Origin of the sequence: Aminobacter sp. SR38 (assembly GCF_014843375.1) — a bacterium.
In the GTDB taxonomy this organism is placed as follows: domain Bacteria; phylum Pseudomonadota; class Alphaproteobacteria; order Rhizobiales; family Rhizobiaceae; genus Aminobacter; species Aminobacter ciceronei.
In genome coordinates this window covers 1,330,019-1,355,969 of record NZ_CP062112.1, presented here as the reverse complement: position 1 = coordinate 1,355,969, position 25,951 = coordinate 1,330,019, and the positions used below count along the sequence as shown (strand labels likewise).

The window sequence follows — 25,951 nt, the reverse complement described above, 5'->3', positions numbered from 1 at the left end:
CATCACAGCGTGCAGGGCGAACCGTTGCCAGTTTGCTCCAACCATGCCTGTTCGTTGTGTGCTCTATGGCAAGTCGACAATCTGGCGGCGAAGCCAGCCCGATATTCGGTCGGCCCCGCCGCCGATCAGGCTTTCACAGCCTTCGCCTCTGCTTGTCGCAGAAAGCCAGTGATTGTCGCCGGCAGGTTTCCCGTCTCCAGCGCCGGCGCGTGGCCCTGTCCGTCGACGGTGACCGCTTCAAGGCGCGGATGGCGTCGGCCCATTTCATCAATGGTTTCTGCCGACAGCAGACGCGAGTTGGCGCCGCGGATCGTCAGCACCGGCACGGATGCAAGCGCTTCGAACTGCGGCCAGAGATCTGGCAGCGGCTGGCTGAGATCCAGCGCCCGCACGGTGTTGAGCAAGGCGGGGTCGTAATCGGCGACGGGCACACCGGCCTCGTTGCGATAGATGGCGTGGACGAAGCGGTGCCAGTCGGTATCAGACAGCGCCGGAAACGCCTCGCCATGGAGCGCCTTCTGAATCTGGACGGCATCGGTGAAATCAACGGGGCGGGGGGCGTTTTCCAGATAGGACCTGATATGGGCAAGACCTGCCGTCTCGATCACCGGGCCGATGTCGTTGAGCACGACCGCCTTGATCAGGGCAGGGCGCATCATCGCCAGCACATGGATGATCAGCCCGCCGCGCGACGTCCCGACGAAGGCTGCTTCAGTGACGCCAAGGGCGTCGAGGCCGGCGATGACATCGGTCGCTTCCATGCCGACATTATAGTTCTGCCAGTTCGGGTCATAGGCCGACCGTCCCCGGCCGCGATAGTCGAAGCATATGATTCGGCGAGGGTTTTCGACGTCGTTGGCAAGATGCAGTGCCAGCTCGTGAAAGTCCCTGGCGTTGCGGGTCAGGCCAGGCAGGCAGACGACCGGGCGGTTGCCGCGGCGAGCGGTATCTTCGTGACCAGCCTCGGCGCCATAGAGTCGCGCGTGCAGCCTGAGCCCGTCCTGCGAGGTGTAGAAGAAGTCCGCAAAGCCTTGCGCATCGGTCATCAGGCTGCCTCTCCGCTCCCGACACGGCCTCGTGTCGGCCCGACCTAGCTAACGAAGCCATGGGGCGCGGTCAAACCCGCCGCCGATCTGCGGGGGTGACGCCGCAATGTGGCTGGATGCACCGAGACCTGCCTGGGCAAGCCCTATCGGCCATTCACTAGGTCGCCATTGATGTCGTAGCTGCCCGACAGCCGCATCTTGTAGACCTGATAGTTCTCCATCACGCGCTGGACGTAGCTGCGCGTCTCCGCATAGGGGATGCGCTCGATCCAGTCGACGACGGTGTCGACATCCTTGCCGCGCGGATCGCCATATCTTGATATCCACTGGTCGGCGCGGCGCGGACCGGCATTGTAGCCGGCGAAGGTCAGCACATAGGAGCCGTTGAAGCGGCCGAGCTGCTCGCCGAGGAAGCTCGCGCCCAATGTGGCGTTGTAGCCGGCATCCGACGTCAGGCGCTCCTGCGAAAACGCCATGCCGGCTTTCTTCGCCAGATCCCTGGCTGTACCCGGCATCAGCTGCAGCAGGCCGCGCGCCCCGGCGCTCGAGACGGCCGAGACCTTGAACTCGCTTTCCTGGCGCGCGATCGCATAGGCGAGCGCCTTGCCGGAGCCCGAAATGTTGGCCGAGCCGGGGATGACCCCGATCGGATGCGACAGGGCGCCGACGTCGAGCCCGCGCTGGGCGGCGATCTTGCCGACGCGCAGCGCCAGATAATGGTTGTCCTGCTTCTCGGCCATGACGGCGAGCAGCGCGAGTTCGCCCGGGCTATTCAGCTGCGAGGCGAGGTCGCGATAAAGCATCTCGGCGTAAGCGGCATAACCCGCGCCCTCGAGCCGGGTGATCGCGCTGACCGCCTCACGCTGCGCAAAGGCCTGGCGGTCGGCCGAAGTCGGCGCAGGATAGACGACATTGAGCGTCTTGCGGCCGATGCGTTCGGCGGCAAGCTGGCCGTAGAAGCTGGTGCCATAGGTTGCGGCGCGGGCGAAATAGTCCTTGGCATTGCCGGGACCGCCGGCTTCGGCGCTGCGGCCGAGCCAATAATAGGCGCGCGACAGCGAGATCGGGCTGCCGGCGATCTTGGCGATGCGCTCGAAATGGCCTGATGCCAGCTTGGCGTCGTTGAGGCCGCGCAGCGCATACCAGCCGGCGTGGAATTCGGCGTCGGCGGCATTCGTCGCGTTTTCGGCCGAATGGGCCGCGGCAATCCGGTAGGCGGTCTTGACCTCGCCCTCGTCGAGCAGTTCGCGCGACAGCACGCGGCGTTCCACCCACCATGTGTCGGGGTCGATCAGGCTGGCGCGATCCCTGGGCGCCTTCAGCATGACGGCTGCGGCTTCGGTGAACTTCTCCTGCTTGCGCAAGAGGCGCGCCTTGGCAAAGACATAGCCGGCCGAACGCTGGCTTGCGGGCACCGCATCGAGCAGCGCTTGTGCCTTCTTGTCGCCCTTGATGACGGCAGCCCAGGCGTCGGCCAGCGGCTTTGCCCCGGCGAACTCGGCGACACGCGCGGCGGAATTGACCCGGTCGGCATAGAGCATGCGCTCCATGCGGATGCGATGGTCGGCGGCGGGGATCAGGCTGCCGAAATCCCTGAGGATCGCCACCTCATATTTGGCATCCAGTTTTTCGGTGCGCCAAAAGGGCTGGAGTACGGCAAGTGCCGCCTTTGCATTTCCGAGCTCCTTGTGGGCGCGGGCGAGCAAAAGCGCACCTTCGATGGTTTGCGGTTCGCTGCCGGCAAAGGCCGAAACCACGATATTGGGCCCAGGCGTTTCGCGCGCCATGGCGCGCTCGCTGTTGCGGCGCAATGTGGCAAGGCCCGGCCAGCCCGGCAGAGCCTGGGCTGCGGCGGCGATATCGGCACTCGGCACCTGGTCGCCGCCATTGATGGCGATCGCCCACATCAATATGTGGCGGTCGAGCGCTGTCGCGGGCAGGGCGTCACGCACCGCGCGCGCCTGCGCCAGATCGCCGCTCGACAGCGCGTCGAGCCCGCTCTTGAGCTGGTCGATGGTGCCGAAGGCGGCACGGGCGGCGTCACCCTTGCCGATGCTGGCAAAGGGGATGGCCGAGGTAGCCTGCGGGTCGAGCGCCGAACTGCCGGCGGGGACGGGCGCCAGGGCGATGAAGGCGCTCAACAGCGCGATATGATGCGGCCTGGCAGCCGGAATGATCCTGGTCATTCCTTATCCTTGCGGGTGACGATCGGGAGCAGGGCTTTCGAGCCTAGGTTCATGTGGTGAAGAGCGGGTTAATGAAAGGTTAGCGCGGTCGTTCGATTCGGTCGGATATGGGGTGCAGCCACACTTGCCGCAAATTGGTGTCGAGACTATGGTGCCCGGCCCTGCTTTCGGCTAGAAAGCCGGCGGCATTGCAAAGGCTGTGAAACCGTAGGATTCCCGGAGTTGGACGACATGCTGAGAGGCTCACTTACCGCGCTCGTGACACCATTCGAAAAGAATGGCCGTCTCGACGAGAAAGCCTTTCGCGAACTCGTCGAATGGCAGATCGCCGAGGGCACCACGGGCCTCGTGCCGGTCGGCACCACGGGCGAGTCGCCGACGCTGACCCATGACGAGCACCGCCATGTCGTGAAGATGTGCGTCGAGGTTGCGCGCGGCCGCGTGCCGGTCATTGCCGGCGCCGGCTCGAACAACACCGAAGAGGCCGTCGGTCTGGTCAAGTATGCCCAGAGCGTCGGCGCGGACGCCGTGCTCGTGGTCACGCCCTACTACAACAAGCCGACGCAGCGCGGCCTTTATGCGCATTTCGCAGCCGTTGCCCAGGCAACGACGCTGCCCGTCATCATCTACAACATCCCGCCGCGCTCGATCATCGACATGACGCCGGAGACGATGGGCCGGCTGGCCCATGACTTCAAGAACATCGCCGGCGTCAAGGACGCGACCGGCAAGGTCGAGCGTGTCTCCGAGCAGCGCATCACCTGCGGCACCGATTTCATCCAGCTGTCGGGCGAGGATGCCTCGGCGCTCGGCTTCAACGCCCATGGCGGTGTCGGCGCCATTTCGGTGACCTCGAATGTCGCGCCGCGCCTCTGCGCCGAGTTCCAGAACGCCAGCCTGTCGGGCGACAACGCCAAGGCGCTCGAGCTGCAGGACCGCCTGATGCCGCTGCACAAGGCGATCTTCATCGAGCCGGGCGCTTCGGGCGCGAAATATGCGCTGTCGCGTCTCGGCCGCATCGAGAACGTGCTGCGTTCGCCGCTGGTGACGATCGAGCAGTCGACGGCCGACAAGATCGACGCGGCAATGAAATTTGCCGGCCTCATCAACTGAGTGCCCAAGGGTTGCGAAACAGCCGCTTCGCAGCCATGTAAGCGCTCTTCGAATTGTGCGTCCTTCGAGGCTTGCTGTTGAGCTCGTGCCTCGGGAGAAGGGCAGTCAGCACATGGCGTCCGGGATCTGATGCGCTGTTGGCGCAGGGTTGTGGGCGCGCAGTGCTTTCCCATCCTGAGATGCGTGCCCGGCGGCCGAGCATCGGTGGACGCACCAGAAAAGTAGCGACGTCATGAGCCAGGGCAAGAAATCCGACCCCAACAACAAGATCGCCGCGGAAAACCGCAAGGCGCGTTTCAACTATGAGGTTCTCGACACGCTCGAGACCGGCATCGTGCTGAGCGGCACCGAGGTCAAGGCGCTGCGCCTGGGCCAGGCCAATATCCAGGATTCCTACGCCTCGTTCGAGGGTGGGGAATTGTGGCTGATCAATTCCTACATCCCGGAATATCTGCAGGCCAACCGCTTCAACCACGAGACACGCCGCCGCCGCAAGCTTCTGGTCAGCAAGCGCGAAATGGCCAGGCTCGCCCAGAACATCGAGCGCGAAGGCATGACGCTGATCCCGCTCAAGATCTATTTCAACGATCGCGGCATGGCCAAGATGCTGCTCGCCGTCAGCCGCGGCAAGAAGTTGCACGACAAGCGCGAAAGCGAAAAGCAGCGCGACTGGAACCGCGAAAAGGGCCGGCTGCTGAAAGAGCGGGGGTAGGGGACGCTACAGATCGCCCCCTGGGGAGACGAGGTGACAACGCTTCGTCATCCCGGGCGAGCGCAGCGAGACCCGGGACCCATTGACCGGCGCGGCCGGGTTGTGGCGTCGCGATTGAATGCATGAAGCCCAAGACGAGGACCCGGCCGTGCCACACGATGTCCAGCCAATGGGTCCCGGATAACCTGCGCTGCGCTCCGGTTTCCGGGATGACGACGTCGATGCTGGCGCGCGAAACTTGTTAGCCACCTCCCAATTCTTCGTACGCGCTCTGGCCCGCCGGCCATCATGATACGCCCGTCATCCCGGGCGAGCGCAGCGAGACCCGGGACCCATTGACTGGATCATCGTGGCGCACGGCCGGGTCCTCGTCCTGGCCGTCATAAATGCAACCGCGAGCTCAGATCCCGGCCGCGCCGGTCAATAGGTCCCGGCTCTCGCTTCGCTCGGCCGGGATGACGGCGCTGGCGCTGACAACCTGTGCTGCGCTCCAGTTTCCGGGATGACGGCGTAGATGTTTGGCGCGCGAAACTTGTTTGCCACCTCCCAATTCTTCGCACCCCTCTTGCCTGCCGGCCATCATGATGCACCCGTCATCCCGGGCGAGCGCAGCGAGACCCGGGACCCATTGACTGGATCATCGTGGAGCACGGCCGGGTCCTCGTCCTGGCCGTCATGAATGCAACCGCGAACTCAGATCCCGGCCGCGCCGGTCAATAGGTCCCGGCTCTCGCTTCGCTCGGCCGGGATGACGGCGCTGGCGCTGACAACCTGTGCTGCGCTCCAGTTTCCGGGATGACGGCGTAGATGTTTGGCGCGCGAAACTTGTTTGCCACCTCCCAATTCTTCGCACCCCCTCTGGCCTGTCGGCCATCATGTTACGCCCCGTCATCCCGGGCGAGCGCAGCGAGACCCGGGACCTATTGACTGGATCATCGTGGCGCACGGCCGGGTCCTCGTCCTGGCCGTCATGAATGCAACCGCGAGCTCAGATCCCGGCCGCGCCGGTCAATAGGTCTTGGCTCTCGCTTCGCTCGGCCGGGATGACGGCGCTGGCGCTGACAACCTGTGCTGCACTCCAGTTTCCGGGATGACGGCGTAGATGTTTGGCGCGCGAAACTTGTTTGCCACCTCCCAATTCTTCGCACGCGCTCTGGCCTGCCGGCCATCATGATACGCCCGTCATCCCGGGCGAGCGCAGCGAGACCCGGGACCCATTGACTGGATCATCGTGGCGCACGGCCGGGTCCTCGTCCTGGCCGTCATGAATGCAACCGCGAGCTCAGATCCCGGCCGCGCCGGTCAATAGGTCCCGGTTCTCGCTTCGCTCGGCCGGGATGACGGCGCTGGCGCTGACAACCTGTGCTGCGCTTCAGTTTCCTGGATGACTGAGGTGGTGCGTTCTTAACGAAAATGTTTGTCCGTCAGAGTCCAACCGACCGCAAATCTCATTCGAGACGAAACTGATCTTGCAATTTGCTGCTCTTCTGATTGCATCTGCTGATGTCTGGCTATGTCTACATTCTCGCGTCTCGCAAGAACGGCACGCTCTACACTGGCGTGACCAGCAACCTGGAACAGCGCGTCTGGGAGCACCGGGAGCAAATCACCGGCGGCTTCACCAAGAAATACGGCGTCAAACGGTTGGTCTGGTACCGGGATTACCAAGACATCGGCGACGCGATCGTCGACGAAAAGCGCATCAAGCGGTGGCGCCGGAAATGGAAGCTCGAGTTGATCGAGGCGATGAACCCCGGCTGGGTGGACCTGTATGAGACGCTGAACGGCTAGCTGTCGCATGATGCGCTCGTCATCCCGGGCGAGCGCAGCGAGACCCGGGACCCATTGACTGGATCATCTTGGCGAACGGCCGGGTCCTCGTCCTGGCCTTCATGAATGCAACCGCGAACCCCGATCGCGGCCGCGTCGGTCAATAGGTCCCGGTTCTCGCTGCGCTCGGCCGGGATGACGGCGCTGGCGCTGATAACCTCCGCTGCGCTTCGGTTTCCGGGATGACGCGTCGATGTTGGCGCGCCAAGCTTGTTCACCAGCTCGCATAATCCTGGCGCGCGCGGCCGGCGCAATCGCTTAACCAACGCGCTGATTCCTCTGCCGACGTCTGTCGAAATACGGCATCTGCCGTATGCCAAAGTCCCGAGTTTGCTTCCATTTCTCCGTGCAGACCGCGTTTTTGGCGCAGGCGTGGTCCGGCACCAAGCGGGGGCGGTGCCATCTGCGTCACGCGACGGCCGGATGGCCAATGAAGGAGGCGACCCAATGAAGACGATCATGATAGCGGCAATGGCAGGGCTGATGCTGTCGCCGGCGGCATTCGCCGCAGCACCGATGGCGCCAAAGATAGTGTCCAAGCCTGCACTGAGCAGCCAGACGACACAGGGCGGGGTGATCCTGCAGGTCAAGGGAAACAACAAGCCCACTAGCGGTGGTGCTGCTCCAAGTAGCAAAACGGGAAAACGTTCGTTTTTCGAGGCCGGCTGAGATTTGGGTGGGGTTCTAATCCTGGGTTGAGCATGATCCTTGCCAAAGGCCGCTTTCGATCGGCATCAGGCAGAATTGCGGCTCGAGATGGTGCCCAGGGACCTCGCGGCTGATGCATCGGCGCGATAAGCCAGCCGTTCCATCTGCTGGTGCCCCTTGCCTGGTTGTCGCCCCACAGCGCAACCGGGCCTTTTTTGGGAAACGTAACGGCGAAGAGCCGGGCTGCGCGGAAACTATTTCTGCAGGAATTCGGCCACGTCACGGAAGACGTTGACGAACATCTCTTCGGTCAGCACGCCCGTATTGGTGTTGTAGCGCGAGCAATGATAGCTCGAAAACACCGCGATGTTGCCGACATCGCAACGCGCGCCGTGCTTGAAGGGCACGGCCGCGACACGCGCGCCGAGCGCCCTGACCGTCGACTGGTGGCCGATCGAGCCCAGCGTCAGGATCGCCTTCAGGTTGGGAAAGCGCGCGATCGTCGGCACCAGGAAGGAGCGGCAGGTGTTGATCTCCGCGCCCACCGGCTTGTTGTCGGGCGGCACGCAGCGCACGGCATTGGTGATCGCCGTGCCGATCAGTTCCAGGCTGTCGTCGGGCCGCGCCTCGAACACGCCGCGGGCCATGCCGAAGCGCTTGAGCGTCGAGTAGAGCAGTTCGCCGGCATAGTCGCCGGTGAACGGGCGACCGGTGCGGTTGGCCCCGCGTACGCCCGGTGCCAATCCGACGATCAGGAAACGCACCGCCTCTTCGCCTTCGGGAGGAAGGAAGGAGCGGACGGGTCCGTTGTACCAGCCCGGCTCGCGGGCGCGCCAACTGGCGATGAAGTCGTGCAGGCGCGGGCAGAGCGGGCAGTCCCGGTCGGGATCGACCGGCAAGGCAGGCCGGCTGGCTTGAATAGCGGGCATCAAATCTCGTCGGCCGGAGGTTCGACCGGGTCGGGCTTGCGCGCCGGACGTTCGGACGGTTCGCGGCCGATCTCGGCCTTTAGCGTCATCAGGTCGATGAAATGGTCGGCTTGGCGGCGCAGATCGTCCGAGATCATCGGCGGCTGGGAAGCCATCGTCGAGATGACCGAGACCTTGCGGCCGCGGCGCTGCAGCGCTTCGACAAGCGTGCGGAAATCGCCGTCACCGGAGAAGATGACGTAGTGGTCGACGACATCGGCGAGTTCCAGGGCATCGACTGTCAGTTCGATGTCCATGTTGCCCTTGATCTTGCGCCGGCCCGAGGCGTCGGTGAATTCCTTGGCCGGCTTGGTGACGACCTTGAAGCCGTTATAGTCGAGCCAGTCGATCAGCGGGCGGATCGAGGAGTATTCCTGGTCCTCGACGAGTGCAGTGTAATAATAGGCGCGCAACAGATAGCCGCGCTTCTGGAAGCTGGAAAGCAGTTTGCGATAGTCGATGTCGAAGCCGAGGGAGCGGGAGGTTGCGTAGAGATTAGCTCCGTCGATAAAAAGTGCGATTTTCTCGCGAGGATCAAACATAGGAAAATTTCCTTGTTGAAATAGGCTGACGCCACATACGCTGAACCGAGCGCCCGTTCCCCCAAATCAATGACTTACCCCACTGCGGCAAATATCGCTCGCGATGGTTCATTCCAAGGGGGCAGCGTCGCGGAGCGGTAAATTAATTGTGGGTGGATGGCTGTCCGAAATCCGACGCGTCGGTGGCAAAGCCGGCTTGATGCTTGAATTGCGCGGCCGTTCAGGTTATGGCACGCGTCAGCTTTCCGTCAAATCCATGCATGAAAGGGGCACTTCATGGCCCGCGTAACCGTTGAAGACTGCATTGACAAGGTCGACAACCGCTTTGAGCTGGTGCTGCTCGCCGGCCACCGCGCCCGCCAGATCTCGCAGGGCGCGCAGATCACCCTGCCGCGCGACAACGACAAGAACCCCGTCGTGGCACTGCGCGAAATCGCCGACGAGATGCTGTCGCCCGACGATCTCAAGGAAGACCTGATCCACTCGCTGCAGAAGCATGTCGAAGTCGACGAGCCGGAGCCCGAGGCACCGGAGGCCGCCGACCAGACGACCGCCTCGGCGATCGACGCGGACGAGCCGGAAGAGAACATCAACTTCGACCGCATGTCGGAAGAAGACCTGCTCGCCGGCATCGAGAGCCTCGTGGCTCCCGAAAAGAGCGACGACTACTGAGACCTATCGAGAATTCTACCCTGCCGGCCACCTGACGCGGCTTTCTCCGCTTCCGGTGCTCACGGACCCGAAAGTCCGCTCCGCTCCGGTTCTCGAAAGCCACGCCATCTGACTCGGCAGGGCGAATTCTCAAAAAGGTCTCGCGGCGTGCCAAAACGCTGCCAAACCGGCTTATCGGCACTTCCGCGCCGCCATATCTGTGTTTATCTATGACATGCGTCGCAAGCCCTTGCGGCGCATGATTCATTTCGAGTTCCGGGAAGCCGCCCATGATGCGTCAGTATGAGCTTGTCGAGCGCGTCCAGCGCTACAAGCCTGACGTCAACGAAGCGCTGCTCAACAAGGCCTATGTCTATGCCATGCAGAAGCATGGCCATCAGCGCCGCGCCTCGGGCGATCCTTATTTCTCGCATCCGCTCGAAGTGGCGGCGATCCTCACCGACATGCATCTCGACGAGGCGACCATCGCGGTCGCCCTGCTGCATGACACCATCGAGGACACTTCGGCGACCCGCGCGGAGATCGACGAGCTGTTCGGTCCCGACATCGGCAAGCTTGTCGAGGGCCTGACCAAGCTCAAGAAGCTCGACCTCGTCTCCAAGAAGGCCGAGCAGGCGGAAAACCTGCGCAAGCTTCTGCTGGCCATCTCCGAGGACGTGCGCGTTCTCCTGGTCAAGCTCGCCGACCGGCTGCACAACATGCGCACGCTGCACCACGTGCCCGAGAGCAAGCGCCTGCGCATCGCCGAGGAGACGATGGACATCTATGCGCCGCTCGCCGGGCGCATGGGCATGCAGGGCATGCGCGAGGAGCTCGAGGAGCTCGCCTTCCGCTACATCAATCCCGAGGCCTATCGCACCGTCACCGAACGGCTGGCGGAGATGTCGGAGCGCTCGAAGGGCGTGCTCGGCGACATCGAGAAGGCGCTGTCGGCGCAGTTCGAGAAATACGACATCAAGGCGACGGTGAAGAGCCGGCAGAAGAAGCCGTGGTCGGTGTTCCGCAAGATGGAGACCAAGGCGCTGTCGTTCGAGCAGCTGTCCGACATCTTCGGCTTCCGCGTCGTCGTCGAGTCCGTCGAGGATTGTTATCGTGCGCTGGGTTCGATCCACACGACGTGGTCGATGGTGCCGGGGCGGTTCAAGGACTACATCTCGACGCCGAAGCAGAACGACTACCGCTCGATCCACACCACCATCGTCGGTCCGTCGCGCCAGCGCATCGAGCTGCAGATCCGCACCCGCGAGATGAACAAGATCGCCGAATATGGCGTCGCCGCGCACTCGATCTACAAGGACAATGCCGGCAAGGCGAGCAACGGCGCCGGTCACACCATCTCGAAGGAAACCAACGCCTATGGCTGGCTCAGGCGCACCATCGAGCAACTCGCCGACGGCGACAATCCCGAGGATTTCCTCGAAAACACCAAGCTCGAGCTGTTCCAGGACCAGGTCTTCTGCTTCACGCCCAAGGGCATGCTGATCGCGCTGCCCAGGGGGGCGACCCCGATCGACTTCGCCTACGCGGTGCATACCGACGTTGGCGACACCTGCGTCGGCGCCAAGGTCAACGGCCGGGTGATGCCTTTGATGACCGAGCTCAAGAATGGCGACGAGGTCGAGATCATCCGCTCCAAGGCGCAGGTGCCGCCGGCGGCGTGGGAATCGATCGTCGTCACCGGCAAGGCGCGCTCGGCGATCCGGCGGGCGACCAAGAACGCCATCCGCAAGCAATATTCCGGCCTCGGCGCCCGCATCCTCGAACGCGCCTTCGAGCGCGCCGGCAAGAAGTTCTCCAAGGACAGCCTGAAGTCGGTGCTGCACCGCCTGGCGCGCAAGGACATCGAGGACGTGCTGGCGTCCGTCGGCCGTGGCGAGCTGTCGTCCAACGACGTCGTCCGCGCCGTCTTCCCCGACTACAAGGAAGAGCGCGCCACCCATCCGGCCAAGCCGCGCGAGGAGGGCTGGTCGAAGATCCGCAACGCCGCCGGCATGCTGTTCCAGATTCCCGGCCGCTCGACCGCGCCGTCGCGCAAGGAACAGAAGGCGCAAGGCAGTGCCGTGCCGATCCGCGGCGTCAGCGGCGACCTGCCGGTTCGTTTCGCCCCCGAGGGGGCGGTGCCGGGCGACCGCATCGTCGGCATCATGCAGCCGGGCTCCGGCATCACCATCTACCCGATCCAGTCGCCGTCGCTGATGGCCTTTGACGACCAGCCGGAGCGCTGGATCGACGTGCGCTGGGACCTCGACGAGGGCTCGAAGGAGCGTTTCCCGGCTCGGCTTTCGGTGACCGCGATCAATGCGCCGGGCTCGCTCGCCGACATCGCCCAGGTGGTGGCGGCCAACGACGCCAACATCCATACGCTGTCGATGATCCGCACCGCACCCGACTTCACCGAAATGCTGCTCGATCTCGAAGTCTGGGATCTGAAGCACCTGAACCGGCTGATCTCCCAGCTCAAGGACAACTCCAGCGTCAGCGATGCCCGCCGCGTCAACGGCTGAGGCAGGGGCTGAGGCAGGCGCGCTGGACTGAAGACAGGAAAGACGACGATGCAGACACAAGACGTTCTCGACATTTTCCGCTCGGCCGGCGCCGTGCTCGAAGGCCATTTCATCCTGACCTCGGGCCTGCGCAGCCCGGTGTTCCTGCAGAAGGCACGCGTCTTCATGCATGCCGACAAGACCGAGGCGTTGTGCAAGGCGCTGGCCGAGAAGATCCGCGCCGAGGTCAAGGGCGACATCGACTATGTCGTGGGCCCGGCGATCGGCGGGCTGATCCCGGCCTATGAGACCTCCAGGCACCTCAAGGTGCCGGCGATATGGGTCGAGCGCGAGCAGGGCACCTTCCGCCTGCGCCGCTTCGAGATCGAGAAAGGCGCGCGTGTCGTCATCGTCGAGGACATCGTCACGACGGGCCTGTCGATCCGCGAGACCATCGCCTGCCTGAACGAACTCGGCGCCGAGGTGGTGGCCGCCGCCTGCATCATCGACCGCTCGGCCGGCAAGACCGATGTCGGCGTGCCGCTGGTAGCCCTTGCCGAATATGAAGTGCCGGCCTATCCGGCCGACCAGCTGCCGCCGGAACTGGCGGCGATCCCGGCGATCAAGCCGGGCAGCCGGAACATTTGAGGTTCTCGTTGAGCCCGGTCACCCCCCTCTGGCCTGCCGGCCATCTCCCCCGCAAGGGGGGAGATCGGCAGCTTGGGCCAAGTGCCGCGAGAGGGAAACAATGATCCTCGGCATCGGCAGCGACCTTGTCGACATCAGGCGGATCGAGAAATCGATCGTCCGTCATGGCGAGCGCTTCATCCAGCGTATCTTCACCGATGCCGAGCAGGCGCGCGCCGAGGGGCGGCGGGGGCGGATCGCGTCTTATGCCAAGCGTTTCGCCGCCAAGGAGGCCTGTTCCAAGGCGCTCGGCTGCGGCATATCAGAAGGTGTGTTCTGGCGCGACATGGGCGTGGTCAACCTGCCGGGCGGGCGGCCGACGATGGAACTGACCGGCGGTGCGGCGCACAGGCTGTCAACCATGCTGCCCCAAGGCCATCGCGCGGTGGTTCACCTGACCATCACCGACGATTTTCCGCTTGCGCAAGCCTTTGTGGTCATCGAGGCGCTGCCGGTCGAACAACCGCCACTATCTTAGGGTTTTGGCACCGGCTTGGACATTGCTCCTGGGGCGGTGAGCCCTTATACCCATCGCGCCCCCAATCGGTGACGACAAGGGCGTGGTTGAAAACGAGGACGACATGAGCGTGGCTGAAAAACAGAAGAAGTCCGGCGGGCTCGGCGAGACCGTGAGCGTCATCGTCCAGGCGCTGCTGCTCGCTTTGGTGATCCGGTCGCTGCTGTTCCAGCCGTTCTCGATTCCGTCGGGCTCGATGCGGCCGACGCTGCTCGAGGGCGACTATCTGTTCGTCACCAAATGGGCCTATGGCTATTCGCGCTATTCGCTGCCGTTCTCACCGGACCTGTTCTCGGGCCGCCTCTTCGGCTCGGATCCCGAGCGCGGCGACGTCGTCGTCTTCAAGTTCCCGCCCAATCCGTCGCTCGACTACATCAAGCGCGTCGTCGGCCTGCCCGGCGACCGCATCCAGATGAAGGACGGCCAGCTCTACATCAACGGCACCGCCGTGCCGCGCGAGAAGGTCGGCCAGATCGACAACCCCGATATCACCGAGGTCAGCCGTCCGGTCGACGTCTATCGCGAGACGCTGCCGAACGGCGTCTCCTACGACACGCTCGACCTGACGCCGGATGCGATCGGCGACAACACGCGTGAATTCGTCGTGCCCGAAGGCCACTTCTTCATGATGGGCGACAACCGCGACAACTCGACCGACAGCCGCTTCAATGTCGGCTTCGTGCCCGCCGATCACCTCGTCGGCCGCGCCAACATCATCTTCTTCTCGATCGCCAGCGGCGCAAGCCCGCTCGAGATCTGGAAGTGGCCGACCGAGATGCGCGCCTCGCGCCTGTTCAACTTCGTCCGATAGGCATGGCAGGCAAACGGCTCACAGCCACGGAACTCGCCGACGCGCTGCAACTCCGCACCGGCCACAATTTCCGCGACCATCAGCGCCTGCAACGGGCGCTGACGCATGGCAGCGCGCGCAGCGCCAATGCCGGCGTCGACTACGAGCGTTTCGAGTTCCTGGGCGACCGGGTGCTCGGCCTCGCCGTTGCCGACATGCTTGTGTCGGATTTTCCCGATGCGCCCGAAGGCGAGCTGTCGGTCCGTCTCAACGCGCTGGTCAACGCCGAGGCGCTGGCACAGATCGCCGACGAGATCGGCCTTGCCGAACTGATCCGCGCCGGCTCGGAAGTGCGCAATCTGGCCGAGCGCAAACGCGTCAACCTGCGTGCCGACGCGCTGGAATCGCTGATCGCCGTCATCTATCTCGACGGCGGGCTGGACGCGGCCAAGCGCTTCATCCACAAATTCTGGAAGCCGCGCGCCAAGGCCGTGGGGGCGGCACGCCGCGACCCCAAGACCGAACTGCAGGAATGGGCGCACCAGGCGTCGACTTCAGTGCCTGCCTACTCGATCGAAAGCCGCACCGGCCCTGATCACGACCCCGTCTTTTCGGTGATCGTGCGGGTCGGACAATTTTTGCCCGCCACCGGCACCGGACGCTCCAAGCGCGAGGCCGAGCAGAGCGCTGCCGCAGCCTTGCTGGTGCGCGAGGGCGTATGGAAGAATGAGGAGACCGCATCGTGACCGATGCCCCTGAAACCACACTGCCCGCGACGGGCGGCACCCGCTCGGGTTTCGTCGCCCTGCTGGGTGCGCCGAATGCCGGCAAGTCGACGCTGGTCAACGAGCTCGTCGGTGCCAAGGTGTCGATCGTCACCCACAAGGTGCAGACCACCCGCGCCATCGTGCGCGGCATCGCCACCCACGACACCGCCCAGATCGTGTTCATCGACACGCCGGGCATCTTCAAGCCGAAGCGCCGCCTCGACACCGCGATGGTGACGACTGCCTGGGGCGGCGCCAAGGATGCCGACCTGATCCTGGTGCTGATCGATGCCGAGCGTGGCATCAAGGGCGATGCCGACGCCATCCTCGAACGGCTCAAGGATGTGCGTCAGCCCAAGGTGCTGATCCTCAACAAGGTCGATCGGGTCGATCCCGAAAAGCTGTTGAAGCTGACCGCAACCGCCAATGAGCGCGTCGACTTCGAGCGCACCTTCATGGTGTCGGCGCTGACTGGCTCCGGCTGCAAGGATCTGCTTGATTTCCTCGCCAGGCGGCTGCCCGAGGGGCCGTGGTATTACCCGGAAGACCAGATCTCCGACCTGCCGATGCGCCAGCTGGCGGCCGAGATCACCCGCGAAAAGCTCTATCTCAGGCTGCACCAGGAATTGCCTTACTCCTCGCATGTCGAGACCGAGAAGTGGGAAGAAAAGCCCGACGGCTCGGTGCGCATCGAGCAGGTCATCTATGTCGAGCGCGACAGCCAGAAGAAGATCGTGCTCGGCCACAAGGGCGAGACCATCCGCGCCATCGGCCAGGCCTCGCGCATGGAAATCGGCGGCATCCTCGAGCAGAAGGTGCACCTGTTCCTGTTCGTCAAGGTGCGCGAAAACTGGGGTGACGACCCCGAGCGCTACCGCGAGATGGGACTGGATTTCCCGCGCTAGACCATCCGTGTCGGCGTAGTGGCGCTTGAGGGTGACAAGGGCGAGCGTACTTGCCCTGTTCTTTACCGCCGTGTGTTGACCAGTGCCGCGCGCGCCATGTGCAGGTCAGCTGAGGTCGTCGAGGATCGGGCTGCGCACCTGGCCTTGCCCCAAGGTCGAGCAGCGCGCCCATCGTTGCCAGCATGGCGGCGTCGAGGCGGTCGGTCTTGGCGAGCCTGCCGGTGGCGTCTGCAAATCGCCTGGCCTGCCGCGGTTGACCTTGACGAGGCCGAAGCCCGCCTCCACCAGCTTGCGCTTGAAGGTCGGGTGATAAGCACCGGTCGGCTCGTAGCGCACCACATCGACCCGCCTGCGAATTCCCGGTGCCCGGCCTTGTCGTTGGCGAACTGACTGCTTCCCGACTGGTCGTTGCCGCGGCAGAATTGCAGCCCAGACGCGGATTTTCTCCCGACTACCGATGAGCGGATAGCTCGCAGGACTGGTATGGCTTAGCGATCGGACTGGCATAAGCCCGCACCCTTGACGTCTTCAGCCCCATCGCGGCCGTGCCTTCGGCAAGCTTGACCGCGCAGGCGACGCCATCGAGAACCGGCACGCCGAAGCGACACGAAAGCGTCGTGGCGATGTCCGCCATGCCGGCGCAGCCGAGCACGATCGCCTCCGCCCCGTCCTCGTCGAGCAAGCGGGTGATTTCGGCGGATATCCTTTTCAGCGCCTGGTCCTGCGCGTGCTCCAGCTCCAGCACTGGAACATCCGCGGCACGCACCTTCGCGCAGCGACTTGCCAGGCCGTATCTGAGCAGATTGTTCTCGATCGCCGGAATGGAGCGCGGCAATGTCGTCACGACGCCGAAGCGATGGGCAAGCAGCGCCGCCATGTGGAACGCGGCCTCGCCGATGCCGATCACCGGTGCGTCGGCGATGCAGCGGGCGGCATCAAGACCGGTATCGTCGAAACAGGCGACAATGTATCCGCACATGCCCGGATGCCGCCTGATCTCGTTCAGCATCCCGGGTACCGAAAAGGCCTCGTCGAAATAACCTTCTATGCTCTCGGGTCCGGCAGCGGGATTGGTCGCCACGATCTCGGTTCCCACTGATGCAACCGCGCGCGCCATGGCTCCGATCTTGGCCGTCATGCTTGCGGTGCTGTTTGGGTTCACGACCAGCAATTTCACGATGATGTTTTCCGTTCAGCGGCGCGTGGCAAGCGACAGCGGGGCAAGCGCACGCGCATCGCGTTTTGCCCAGTCGACCCTGGGGATGGTGGCTTCGGCTGCGCGTTGGGCAGCTTCCAGCACTTCTGACGCTTGCGCGACCGCGTCCAGGTCGATCTGCGGCACCTTGCCGTCGAAGACGACCTGCCGACCGTCGATCCAGACGTCACGCACGGCACGATCCGCAGCGCAATGGATCAGGCTTTTCAGCGGGTCCCGCAGCGGGCGCATATTCGGGTCGCTTAGGTCGACCGAAACGAGATCAGCCTTGGCACCGACCGCTAGACGGCCGATGTCGCTGCGACCGAGCGCATCTGCGCCGCCGGCAGTTGCCAGATGGAAAATCTCCCCTGTCGGCATGCGGTTGAAATCTTCGCTTGCGACGCGGGCCAGTATCAGCGCCAGGCGCATTTCCTCGATCATGTTGTGCGGGAAGGTATCGGTGCCGATACCGACAGTGACGCCGGCGGCGAGATAGTCGGGCAAGCTTTCCATCGTTACCCCACCCCGGGCAAAGGCCGTCGGGCAATGCGCCACTGCCGTCTTGCTCTCGGCGATCGACCTGAGATCGTCACGGGTATGCCAGTGCGGCCAGGAGTGCGTATCGAGAAAGATGCAGTGTCCCAGGATCGTCCCAGGGCGCAGCACGCCCATCTTCTTTGCGTAGCCGACCGGCGTGTGACCGGTGCGCCGGGTGAATTCGTGGAACTCGACCATGCTTTCGGCGCAGTGGATGGTCAGCGGCCAGTGGCGCTCGGCGCCGAGTGCAAGCGTATCGCGCAGCAGATCTTCTGACGTGGTGTCGAGCGTGTCAGGGGCGAGGATGCCGCTCAATCGCCCGGATGGATGCGCATTGGCCTTTTCGATGACGCGGATCGCCGTGTCGAAATGCTTTCGGCCAGCCTGGTGATCCCAGATATATTCGACCTCGTGGCCATTCCTGGTCGACCAGTCCGCGCTCGCATACCAGGGCCCAAGGACCACCCGCAGGCCGCTCTCTTCGGCAATGTCGAGCCAGCTTTCATACGGCGCCGACAGGTCTAGAACGGTGGTCACTCCGCTCAGCAGCAATTCGCGATAGGTGAGCCGTGACGAGGCGACGGGCGTCGCATTGTCACCCTCCACCGCGCTGCCTTTCCAGAACGCCGCCTTGGCGTCGTAGAGCCCGCTGCCCCAGAAGGTCGGCGTTGCCAGCTCTTCCATGATGCCCTTGCCGATCGGGCCGGAGCGGGAATGGGAATGGATGTTGACGAAGCCGGGCATGATCATGCGGCCGCGGCCGTCGATGGCCGTGTCGGCCTGGCCTTTCCAGGCATTGCCGACATGGATCAGCTTGCTGCCTTCGAACACCACGTCGCAATCGTTGCGATAGACATGGCGATGCGTTTCTTCATCCCAGACAACGGCCCAGTCGGCGTTCCTGATATGTGTCCGGTGGCTCATGGATGATCCCTGCCTGTTCAATTTCGGTCTTCGCCGGCAAACGCACGGCAATCTTCTGAGCGCCATGCGATCGTGACGCTCTCGCCGGCTTGCGGCGCCCTGTAGCGGGCATCGTTGGGCACCTTGGCCACCAGCGTCAGGCCGCCGAACGCAAGTTCCAGCCGGGCGTGGTCGCCGAGATAGACGACCGATGTCACGATCGCGGCCTGGTGGTTTTCCGCGTTCGCGTCCGCGCCCACCACAATGCGTTCGGGGCGTAACGCAAGGACCACGGCCTGCCCTTTCTCGAGCTGCTGTGGGGTTACGGCGGCAACGACAAGATCGTTGGCAAGTTTTGTCAGGCAGCGCCCGCCGGCGATTTCAATCACCGTGCCTTCGAGCCGGTTGTTCTCACCGACGAAATCGGCCACCAGTGCATCGGCCGGTCGCTCATAGAGCTCATTCGGCGATGCCAGTTGCCGGATCCGGCCGCCGGCGAACACCGCGACGCGGTCCGACATGACCAGCGCCTCGCCCTGATCATGGGTCACATAGACGATCGTCACGCCAAGACGTTCGTGGATGCGCTTGAGCTCAAGCTGCATATGCTCGCGCAGCCGCTTGTCGAGCGCGCCCAGCGGCTCATCCATCAGCACCAGCGCGGGGTCGAAGACCAGCGCCCTGGCCAGCGCCACGCGCTGCTGCTGACCGCCGGAAAGTTGCGCCGGCAACCGGTCGCCCATGCCCTCAAGCTTGACCAGGGTCAGCATCGCATTGACCCGCTCAGTAATTTCGGCGGCATTTCGGCGCCTCTGCTTGAGCGGGAAGGCGATGTTGTCGGCGACGGTCATGTGCGGAAACAGCGCATAGCTCTGGAACACGATGCCGATGTCGCGCTGCCATGGCGGCACGTTCTCGAGAGGTTTGCCGGCAAGCTCGATCGTGCCCGACGACGGACGCTCGAAGCCGGCCAGCATCATCAAAGTGGTGGTCTTTCCCGAACCGGAAGCCCCCAGCAACGACAGGAATTCGCCCCGGCGCACCTCGAGATTGAGGTCGCTGACGACGAGACTAGACCCGTCAAAACTCTTGTGGACGCCCGAAAAGCGAACCAGGACGTCGTCTGCACTCGGCCTCGTCAAGCGTGCGGCTCCCACTTGCGTAGCGAGGGCGCGAAAATCTCCGTTGCCGTCTTGCCCGACCAGTGCGTCTCGGGAAATTTGCTCCAAACCGTCTCGCATGATGCCTGGGTCCTTCTCAACAATTTCTGTTCGTCGGCAAACAGGGCGCGGCCTTCGGCGACCACGATCTTGCCGTCGACGAAAACCGTTTGGACGTGCCGGCCGGTGGCACACATGACCAGGCTGCGGATCGGATCCCAGACCGGCCCAATCGCCAGATCGTCGAAATCGACCACCACGAGATCCGCCTTGGCACCCGTTGCCAGGCGGCCGAGATCGTCGCGCTTCAACGCGCGCGCCGCGCCCAGCGTTGCCGCGTCGAACATTTGCCGCGCCTTGGCCGCTTCATTGTCCATGCCGACAACCTTTGCCGTCAGCGACGCGGTCCGCATCTCGGCGATCAGGTCGTAAGGATAGCTGTCGGTACCGATCGCCATGTTGATGCCGGCGTTGGTGTAGCGGTCGAAATTCGCCAGCGACACGCCGCGACGCGCCAGTGCAACCGGCGCATGGGCAACGGTGGCGCCGGCGGCTGCAATGAGCTTGAGGTCCGTGTCCCAGGGATAGGCGACCATGGGATGGCCGGCGACATAGATGCAGTGGCCGAGCAGTACGTCGTCGCGGAGAATGCCATCGTCGACAAGTTGCTGGACCGGCGTGCGGCCGGTGACGCGCAGCGTCTCGTGGAACTCGAACAGCTGTTCACAGAAATGCATGGTGATGCCGACGCCCAGCCTGTCCGCCTCTGACCTCGTCCGGCGCAGCAGATCTGGCGTCGAGAGATAGAACTCATCCGGGTTGAGGATGCCGTGAAAGCGGCCGTCAAAGGCACCGTCATGCGCTTCGATGAAAGCGACGGCGCGTTCGAGCCCGGCGAAACCCATCTTCTCGTCGCGATGAACGATCATCCGGCCATCGTCTTCGAAAAGATACTCACCGGTCGCGAATGCCGGCGAATAGTAGAGCCGCGCGCCACATGCCTCGGCATGGCACAGCATCGTACTTCCGACATCGCCGGTGTTGCCTGCCTCCACGATGGTCGTCACGCCCTGGCTCAGCAGCGCTGCAAACGCGAAGGCGATCGAGGCATCGGCGTCCTCGAACGAGCCGAGGCTCGGCCCACCCGACACCATGCGCGGCGCGCAGTTGAGAAAGCCCGAGCGCAGGAAATCGCGGCGGCCGCCATCAAGGACGAGGCGGTCGGTGACCTGGGCCGCGACATGGGCATGCGCGCTGATAAAGCCTGGAATGACCAGGCTGTTGCCGGCGGAAATGACCTCGTCGGCCGTGCCTGTCCAATCCTGCCCGACATGCAGGATGCGGTCGCCTTCGACGACGACGACGCCATCCTCGATCAGCCGATGCTCGCCATTCTGATAGCCGACGATCCACTTGGCGCGGATGAGTGTTTGCCTGTTGTCGTTTGGTGTCACCTTGCTGCTCCCTTGCTCAGTCGCTGCGCGCGTTTCCTCAAGGCCTCGACGACCAGCGTCATCACCACCGAGGCAATCACCAGCAGGACCGCTGCGACCGCGATGGTCGGCGTCACCGTCTCCTTGGCTCCGCTCCAGATCTGGCGCGGCAAGGTGCGGAACTCCGGACCGCCCAGGAAAATGACACAGACGATTTCGTCGAATGAGGTGATGAAGGCGAATGTCGCACCGGTGACGATGCCGGGCATGATCAGCGGCCGCGTGACCTGCCAGAACGCCGGAAAAGGTGCTGCACCCGATGCATAGGCGGCACGGACGAGGTTGGGGTCAAAGCCTTCGAGCGTCGCGGTGACGGCGATGATGACCAGTGGCAGCGCCAGCACCGTGTGGGCCAGGACGAGGCCGAAGAAGCTGCCGGCCAGACCAAGCCGGGCGAAGTAGAAGAAGGTTCCAACGCCGATGATGATGACGGGCACGATGAGCGGGCTGAGCAGCAGCGTCGAAATCACGCTCCGCCATCCCCTGGACAGTCGCACTAGTCCCAGCGCCGCCAGAGTCCCCAGCACCGTCGCCACCACCATGGTCACCACGGCCAGCATCAGGCTGTTGCGCAAGGCGGTTAGCCAGACGGGGTTGGTGAAGAAATCGACGTACCAGCGCATCGAAACGCCGGGCAGCGGAAAGATCATCAGCGAGTCCGCGGTGAACGACAGCGGAAAGATGACCAGGATCGGCGTGACCAGAAAGATCGCCACCAACACGGCAATCAGCTTGGCGCCGAGATCGAAAGCGCGTTCGGTCATGGTCGTGGATCTGTCTGCTTTCATCGCCCGGTCACCATGGTTGCGCTGCCGAAAGCCCAGCGGAAGACGCCAAGGCACAACAGCGTCGCCAGCAGAAGCAGCGTGCCCAGGGCGGCGGCGAGGCCCCAATTGACCGAGGCGTTGGTGTAGAAGGCGACGAAGTAGCTGATCATCTGGTCGCCTCCCCCGCCGACGAGGACAGGGGTGATGTAGAAGCCGATGGCCGTGACGAACACCAGCACGAGGCCCGCCATGACACCGGGGATGACCTGTGGCAGATAGGCATGCCGGAAGACAGCCAGCGGCCTCGCGCCCAGGCTTGCCGCGGCGCGAAGCAATGCGCGGTCGACTTTGAGCATGACGCCATAGAGCGGCAGCACGAACAGCGGCAGCAGCACATGCACCATGGCGATGTAGACGCCGGTGCGGTTGTAGATCAGCGTCAACGGCGAACTGATCAAACCGATGTCCATCAGGAAGCGGTTGAGGATACCGTTCTGCTGCAGCAGCAAGATCCACGACATCGAACGGACCAGCACCGATGTCCAGAATGGCAGCAGGATCGAGATGAACAGGATACGCCCGAACCAGCCCTTGGCTGTTGCCAGCACATAGGCGACAGGAAAGCCGACGATCAGGCAGACCAGTGTGACGATGCCGCTGATCCAGAAGGTGCGGGCAAAGATCGAGCGGAACGTCGCCGAGTCTTCATTGCTGGCTGCCATGATGCGGCCGTCGGCCAGCTGCAGGTCGAGCGCCCGCAAAGCGTAGTAGGGTGTCAGCCGGCCGCTTTCGCTGTCGATGACCTGCCAGATGCGATGCTCGCCCCAACGCGCGTTGGCGGCGATCATCTGCGGGGCAGCAGGTCTTGCCGGATCAAGCTTCAGCCCATGCAGAGATATGACCAGGCTGCGCATGCCCGGCTCGCTGTAGTTGAGCCGCCGGCCAAGCGTCGCTGCTGCGGATCGCTCTATCGCCTGCACGTCGGTTGCCAAGGCCGCGTAGACTGCCTCCGGTGGCAGATTCTTGCCGTCCCAGTTGGCCAGAGCGTCGCGCGTCAAGGGCAGCACGCTCCAGGTTTCGGCATTGTCGACGCTGCGAAAGGTGAACAGCGCGAGCGGGATCGCGAACACGACGATCAGAAAGATCAGGGCAGGCGCAACGAGCGTCAGCGCGCCGATCTGCTGGCGACGGCGTGTCGCCCGCAATGCCCTGGTCAATTCCAGTCCGCCGATTTCCATCAACCGCTCCCAGCTGCCAGCCAATTATTGTGCCTGCCAGGCGGCAAAGCGTTCGTTCAGGTTGTCCATGTTGTCGAGCCAGAACGAGACATAGGCAGGGTCGTCCTGGTCGACGGCGGTGTTCATGTGGCTAGACGGCAGAACCTCGGCCAACTTTGGATCGAGCAACGGCACCGCGGCATTGTTCAGCGGAGCATAAGGCGTGATGTTGGTGAAGGCCGCCTGCTGCTTGGCTTCGGCGGCAAACTTCAGGAAGCCGACGGCGCCATCAAGATTGGGCGTGTTCTTCATCACCGCATAATACTCGCTGCCGTTGAGATGGCCGGCATCCCAGACGATACGAAAATCCCGCTTGTCGTCCATGTTGGCCTTGGTGACGCGGCCGTTCCAGGCATAGGTCATGGCGATGTCGCCCGAAGCCAGCAGTTGCAGCGCCTCGCTCGAGCTGTTCCACCACTGGATGTGGGGCTTGAGCTCATCGAGCTTCTTGAAAGCACGGTCGACGCCACCTGGCGAGGTCAGCACCTTGGTCAGATCGGCGGTGGAAACGCCGTCGGCCAGGAGAGCCAGCTCGATCGTTTCATTGGGCGCATTGTAGAAGCCGCGCTTGCCCGGAAACTTCTTCACGTCCCAGAAATCGGCCCATGTCTTGGGTCCGTCCTCGCCCAGCTTCGCGCCGTTGTAGACCATCACGCCCGACGACGAGAACATCGGCACAAGGCACGGAATGAGCGGCTTGGTGAAGTCGGACTGCTTGACGATCTCCTTGCTCGAGATGTCTTCGAGCAACCCTTCATCGCATGCCAGCGGGCCGATCGAAGGACCAACCATGATGATGTCCCACTTCAGGCTCTTGGCCTCCTGCTGGGAGCGGATTTCCGCGAGCTTCTGGTCGTACTCGTCTTCAATGATCTTGATGCCTGATTTGGCCTCGTAGGGCTGGACCATGGCTGCGGTGGCAGCTGCTTGCGCGGCGCCACCGACGCCTCCAATCCTGAGTTCGGCGGCTGACGCCTGGCCTGCGGCAACACCGAGAGCAAGAGACAAAGCAAGGGCAATTTGTGGTCTGACGAAGTTCCTGGTCATGATGTTCTCCTCTTATATTGGTTGTTATGCACGTCCTCGTTCGATCCGACCCAGCGGTTCATGCCGACTGGTCGGGAAAGCGTTTTCAGGTACATCTCCCTGTAGTAGGGGGCGAGGCGATCGGCCTGCAGCCGCGTTTCCGCGAGATTTGCCTGGTGCTCGGCCATGAGGCTCCGGACCTCGGCGCGCAAAGCCTTTTCGTCGATGGTGGTGAGCTTGCCGTCCTCATAGACGATGCGTCCGTCAACCATGGTCAGCGTCACCGAGCTGCCATTCTCGCAGAACACCAGCTGGCGCCGGATGTCGTTGAGCGGGGTGAAGGCAAGGGTATCGAGATCGACGAGGATGATATCGGCGGCATAGCCAGGCACGATGCGACCGATCCTGTCCGCCAGGCCCATGCCACGCGCGCCGCCGAGCAGCAGATCGTTCAGCACCTCGTTCGCCTTCGGCCAGCGTTGCCATTCCGGATCGGCGATCTTGTGGATCAGCCCTGCCACCTTGGCGACGCCCCACATGTTGGCAGTGTCGTCGACCGCCGCCTCGTCGGTGCCGAGGCAAATCGGCACGCCGGCATCGCGTAGCTCCCTATAGGGCATGACGCCGCTGCCAAGCTTGAGGTTGGAGATCGGATTATGCGCAACGGTACAGCCGCTCGCGGCCAGAAGGTCGATGTCGTGCCGGTCGATCCACACGGCATGAATGACCAGCTTGCGCTCGTCCAGCAGGCCAAGGTCGTCGACATAGCGGACAAGCGATTTGCCGTATTTTTCCTGGCCGAGCACGCGCTGCAGGCGCGTCTCGAGAATATGGATGATGAACGGCAGCCCGTGTTCGGCGGACAGTTCGGTCAGTGCCTCGAAATACGGAACCGTGACGCGCTGCGGCGCCGAACACGACACCGAAGCACGCAGCCGGCCGCCTGCGGCGCCGTGCCACTTCGCGATGAACGCGCGATAGTGCGCGATCAGCTCGCCATCGCTTTGCCGGGGCGCTTTTTCCATATGGAGACGCAAGTCCTGTGGCAGCAGGTCCTTCAGAAACGGATATTTGTCGAACTCGACGACATTGGGCTGGTCGAGGGAGACGCTGGCCCGCATGCCTGACGTGGCATAGGCGTCCATGATCGCGTCGATGGTCTCCGGCGTCGGCACGGGATTGAAGAACGCATCGTCGTGGACCGAAGTGATGCCGAGCTTCAACATCTCGGCAGCGCCCAGCAACGTCCTGAGATTGCACATCCGGGCGCTGTCGGGCGCACCGGCCAACGGCGGTACTTCATAGAGCATGAACATTTCCAGTGGCGCGTCGTCGAGCGCGCCTTTCAGGAAATTTGCCGGAGAATGGACATGGCCATTGATCAGCCCGGGCATCAGCAGGTGCTGGGACGCGTCGATGATGCGCGTGCCATCCGGCGCCGCGAGACCGACGCCGACGGCAGAAATCTGCCCCCTTTCCACCAACACATCGGTATCGGTGAGGAGCCGGTCGTCAGCATCCATCGTCAGCACGGAAGCGCTGCGGAATAACACCGAAGGCGTCTTACCTGCCAAGGGGAAAAGCGGAACTGTGGCGTTGCTCATACTCGATCTGCTCCAGTTCAAAGACCGGCAAATCGGCACGCCAACCGCTTATGGGCTATTGTTTGATCCCATGCGCTAATCGAGAGGCTAGCGTCTTCCGACTTTCCGGGCAAGACAAAA

At 63.5% G+C, this 25,951-nt stretch carries 24 protein-coding genes; 11 read left to right on the top strand and 13 right to left on the bottom strand.

The annotated features are described in order from the left end of the window. Positions 1-125 precede the first annotated feature (125 nt). Both IG197_RS06715 and IG197_RS06710 read right to left on the bottom strand, forming a co-directional pair. Complete coding sequence (locus IG197_RS06715; protein ID WP_192317851.1) at positions 126-1,046, bottom strand: alpha/beta fold hydrolase; 921 nt, start codon at positions 1,044-1,046, stop codon at positions 126-128. 143 nt (positions 1,047-1,189) lie between these two features. Beyond that, positions 1,190-3,232 carry a lytic transglycosylase domain-containing protein gene (locus IG197_RS06710; protein WP_192317849.1) on the bottom strand — a complete coding sequence of 681 codons (2,043 nt, stop codon included), beginning with the start codon at positions 3,230-3,232 and terminating at the stop codon, positions 1,190-1,192. A 231-nt stretch (positions 3,233-3,463) separates the two neighbouring features. Here IG197_RS06710 and dapA point away from each other — a divergent pair, with 231 nt between their 5' ends. The 4 genes from dapA to IG197_RS06690 all read left to right on the top strand — a co-directional run bounded on the left by dapA (position 3,464) and on the right by IG197_RS06690 (position 7,556). After that, the gene (gene dapA / locus IG197_RS06705) at positions 3,464-4,345 is read left to right on the top strand and encodes a 4-hydroxy-tetrahydrodipicolinate synthase (protein ID WP_192317847.1); all 882 of its coding nucleotides are present in this window, start codon (positions 3,464-3,466) and stop codon (positions 4,343-4,345) included. A 232-nt stretch (positions 4,346-4,577) separates the two neighbouring features. Beyond that, positions 4,578-5,057: an SsrA-binding protein SmpB gene (gene smpB, locus IG197_RS06700; RefSeq protein WP_067964246.1), complete on the top strand. Its 480-nt coding sequence runs from the start codon at positions 4,578-4,580 to the stop codon at positions 5,055-5,057. 1,503 nt (positions 5,058-6,560) lie between these two features. Beyond that, the gene (locus tag IG197_RS06695) at positions 6,561-6,848 is read left to right on the top strand and encodes a GIY-YIG nuclease family protein (RefSeq protein ID WP_192317845.1); all 288 of its coding nucleotides are present in this window, start codon (positions 6,561-6,563) and stop codon (positions 6,846-6,848) included. 486 nt (positions 6,849-7,334) lie between these two features. Further along, a complete protein-coding gene (locus tag IG197_RS06690; RefSeq protein ID WP_192317844.1) occupies positions 7,335-7,556 on the top strand; it encodes a hypothetical protein in 222 nt (73 codons plus the stop codon). A gap of 233 nt (positions 7,557-7,789) precedes the next feature. Here the strand turns inward: IG197_RS06690 and IG197_RS06685 are convergent, their stop codons facing one another. Both IG197_RS06685 and IG197_RS06680 read right to left on the bottom strand, forming a co-directional pair. Next, entirely contained in the window at positions 7,790-8,464 is a 675-nt protein-coding gene (locus tag IG197_RS06685) for a uracil-DNA glycosylase (protein ID WP_192317843.1), read from the bottom strand. After that, the gene (locus IG197_RS06680; RefSeq protein ID WP_154385015.1) at positions 8,464-9,045 is read right to left on the bottom strand and encodes an NYN domain-containing protein; all 582 of its coding nucleotides are present in this window, start codon (positions 9,043-9,045) and stop codon (positions 8,464-8,466) included. Before IG197_RS06680 ends, IG197_RS06685 begins: the two co-directional genes overlap by 1 nt. A gap of 276 nt (positions 9,046-9,321) precedes the next feature. Between IG197_RS06680 and rpoZ the strand changes: the two genes are divergently transcribed. The 7 genes from rpoZ to era all read left to right on the top strand — a co-directional run bounded on the left by rpoZ (position 9,322) and on the right by era (position 15,866). Next, positions 9,322-9,717 carry a DNA-directed RNA polymerase subunit omega gene (rpoZ, locus tag IG197_RS06675; protein ID WP_192317842.1) on the top strand — a complete coding sequence of 132 codons (396 nt, stop codon included), beginning with the start codon at positions 9,322-9,324 and terminating at the stop codon, positions 9,715-9,717. 269 nt (positions 9,718-9,986) lie between these two features. Further along, entirely contained in the window at positions 9,987-12,221 is a 2,235-nt protein-coding gene (locus IG197_RS06670; RefSeq protein WP_192317841.1) for a bifunctional (p)ppGpp synthetase/guanosine-3',5'-bis(diphosphate) 3'-pyrophosphohydrolase, read from the top strand. Positions 12,222-12,269: 48 nt separating this feature from the next. After that, positions 12,270-12,848, top strand: coding sequence for an orotate phosphoribosyltransferase (gene pyrE / locus IG197_RS06665; protein ID WP_192317840.1), 579 nt, complete (start codon positions 12,270-12,272; stop codon positions 12,846-12,848). A 100-nt stretch (positions 12,849-12,948) separates the two neighbouring features. Next, on the top strand, positions 12,949-13,365 hold the full coding sequence (acpS, locus tag IG197_RS06660; RefSeq protein WP_192317838.1) for a holo-ACP synthase: 417 nt from the start codon (positions 12,949-12,951) through the stop codon (positions 13,363-13,365). Between the two features lie 103 nt (positions 13,366-13,468). Further along, the gene (gene lepB / locus IG197_RS06655; protein ID WP_192317836.1) at positions 13,469-14,215 is read left to right on the top strand and encodes a signal peptidase I; all 747 of its coding nucleotides are present in this window, start codon (positions 13,469-13,471) and stop codon (positions 14,213-14,215) included. A 2-nt stretch (positions 14,216-14,217) separates the two neighbouring features. Then, the gene (rnc, locus tag IG197_RS06650) at positions 14,218-14,940 is read left to right on the top strand and encodes a ribonuclease III (RefSeq protein WP_192317834.1); all 723 of its coding nucleotides are present in this window, start codon (positions 14,218-14,220) and stop codon (positions 14,938-14,940) included. Further along, positions 14,937-15,866 carry a GTPase Era gene (gene era, locus IG197_RS06645; protein WP_192317832.1) on the top strand — a complete coding sequence of 310 codons (930 nt, stop codon included), beginning with the start codon at positions 14,937-14,939 and terminating at the stop codon, positions 15,864-15,866. Before rnc ends, era begins: the two co-directional genes overlap by 4 nt. 105 nt (positions 15,867-15,971) lie before the next feature. Here era and IG197_RS36795 read toward each other — a convergent pair whose 3' ends face one another. The 9 genes from IG197_RS36795 to IG197_RS06600 form a co-directional block, all read right to left on the bottom strand. Then, the gene (locus IG197_RS36795; protein WP_371746514.1) at positions 15,972-16,205 is read right to left on the bottom strand and encodes a hypothetical protein; all 234 of its coding nucleotides are present in this window, start codon (positions 16,203-16,205) and stop codon (positions 15,972-15,974) included. Between the two features lie 112 nt (positions 16,206-16,317). Beyond that, positions 16,318-17,043: an aspartate/glutamate racemase family protein gene (locus tag IG197_RS06635; RefSeq protein ID WP_192317830.1), complete on the bottom strand. Its 726-nt coding sequence runs from the start codon at positions 17,041-17,043 to the stop codon at positions 16,318-16,320. Between the two features lie 15 nt (positions 17,044-17,058). Beyond that, positions 17,059-18,525, bottom strand: coding sequence for an amidohydrolase family protein (locus tag IG197_RS06630; RefSeq protein ID WP_192317828.1), 1,467 nt, complete (start codon positions 18,523-18,525; stop codon positions 17,059-17,061). 17 nt (positions 18,526-18,542) lie between these two features. Continuing rightward, the gene (locus IG197_RS06625) at positions 18,543-19,745 is read right to left on the bottom strand and encodes an ABC transporter ATP-binding protein (protein ID WP_210346901.1); all 1,203 of its coding nucleotides are present in this window, start codon (positions 19,743-19,745) and stop codon (positions 18,543-18,545) included. After that, positions 19,643-21,118: a chlorohydrolase family protein gene (locus IG197_RS06620; RefSeq protein ID WP_192317824.1), complete on the bottom strand. Its 1,476-nt coding sequence runs from the start codon at positions 21,116-21,118 to the stop codon at positions 19,643-19,645. Before IG197_RS06620 ends, IG197_RS06625 begins: the two co-directional genes overlap by 103 nt. Next, positions 21,115-21,921 (bottom strand): ABC transporter permease, encoded by an 807-nt coding sequence (locus IG197_RS06615; protein WP_192317823.1) that lies wholly within the window; start codon positions 21,919-21,921, stop codon positions 21,115-21,117. The genes IG197_RS06620 and IG197_RS06615 overlap by 4 nt, the downstream gene beginning before the upstream one ends. 20 nt (positions 21,922-21,941) lie before the next feature. Continuing rightward, positions 21,942-23,162 (bottom strand): ABC transporter permease, encoded by a 1,221-nt coding sequence (locus IG197_RS06610; RefSeq protein ID WP_192317821.1) that lies wholly within the window; start codon positions 23,160-23,162, stop codon positions 21,942-21,944. 24 nt (positions 23,163-23,186) lie between these two features. Continuing rightward, on the bottom strand, positions 23,187-24,248 hold the full coding sequence (locus tag IG197_RS06605) for an ABC transporter substrate-binding protein (protein ID WP_192317819.1): 1,062 nt from the start codon (positions 24,246-24,248) through the stop codon (positions 23,187-23,189). Next, positions 24,245-25,831: an amidohydrolase family protein gene (locus IG197_RS06600; RefSeq protein WP_246765323.1), complete on the bottom strand. Its 1,587-nt coding sequence runs from the start codon at positions 25,829-25,831 to the stop codon at positions 24,245-24,247. The genes IG197_RS06605 and IG197_RS06600 overlap by 4 nt, the downstream gene beginning before the upstream one ends. Positions 25,832-25,951 lie beyond the last annotated feature (120 nt).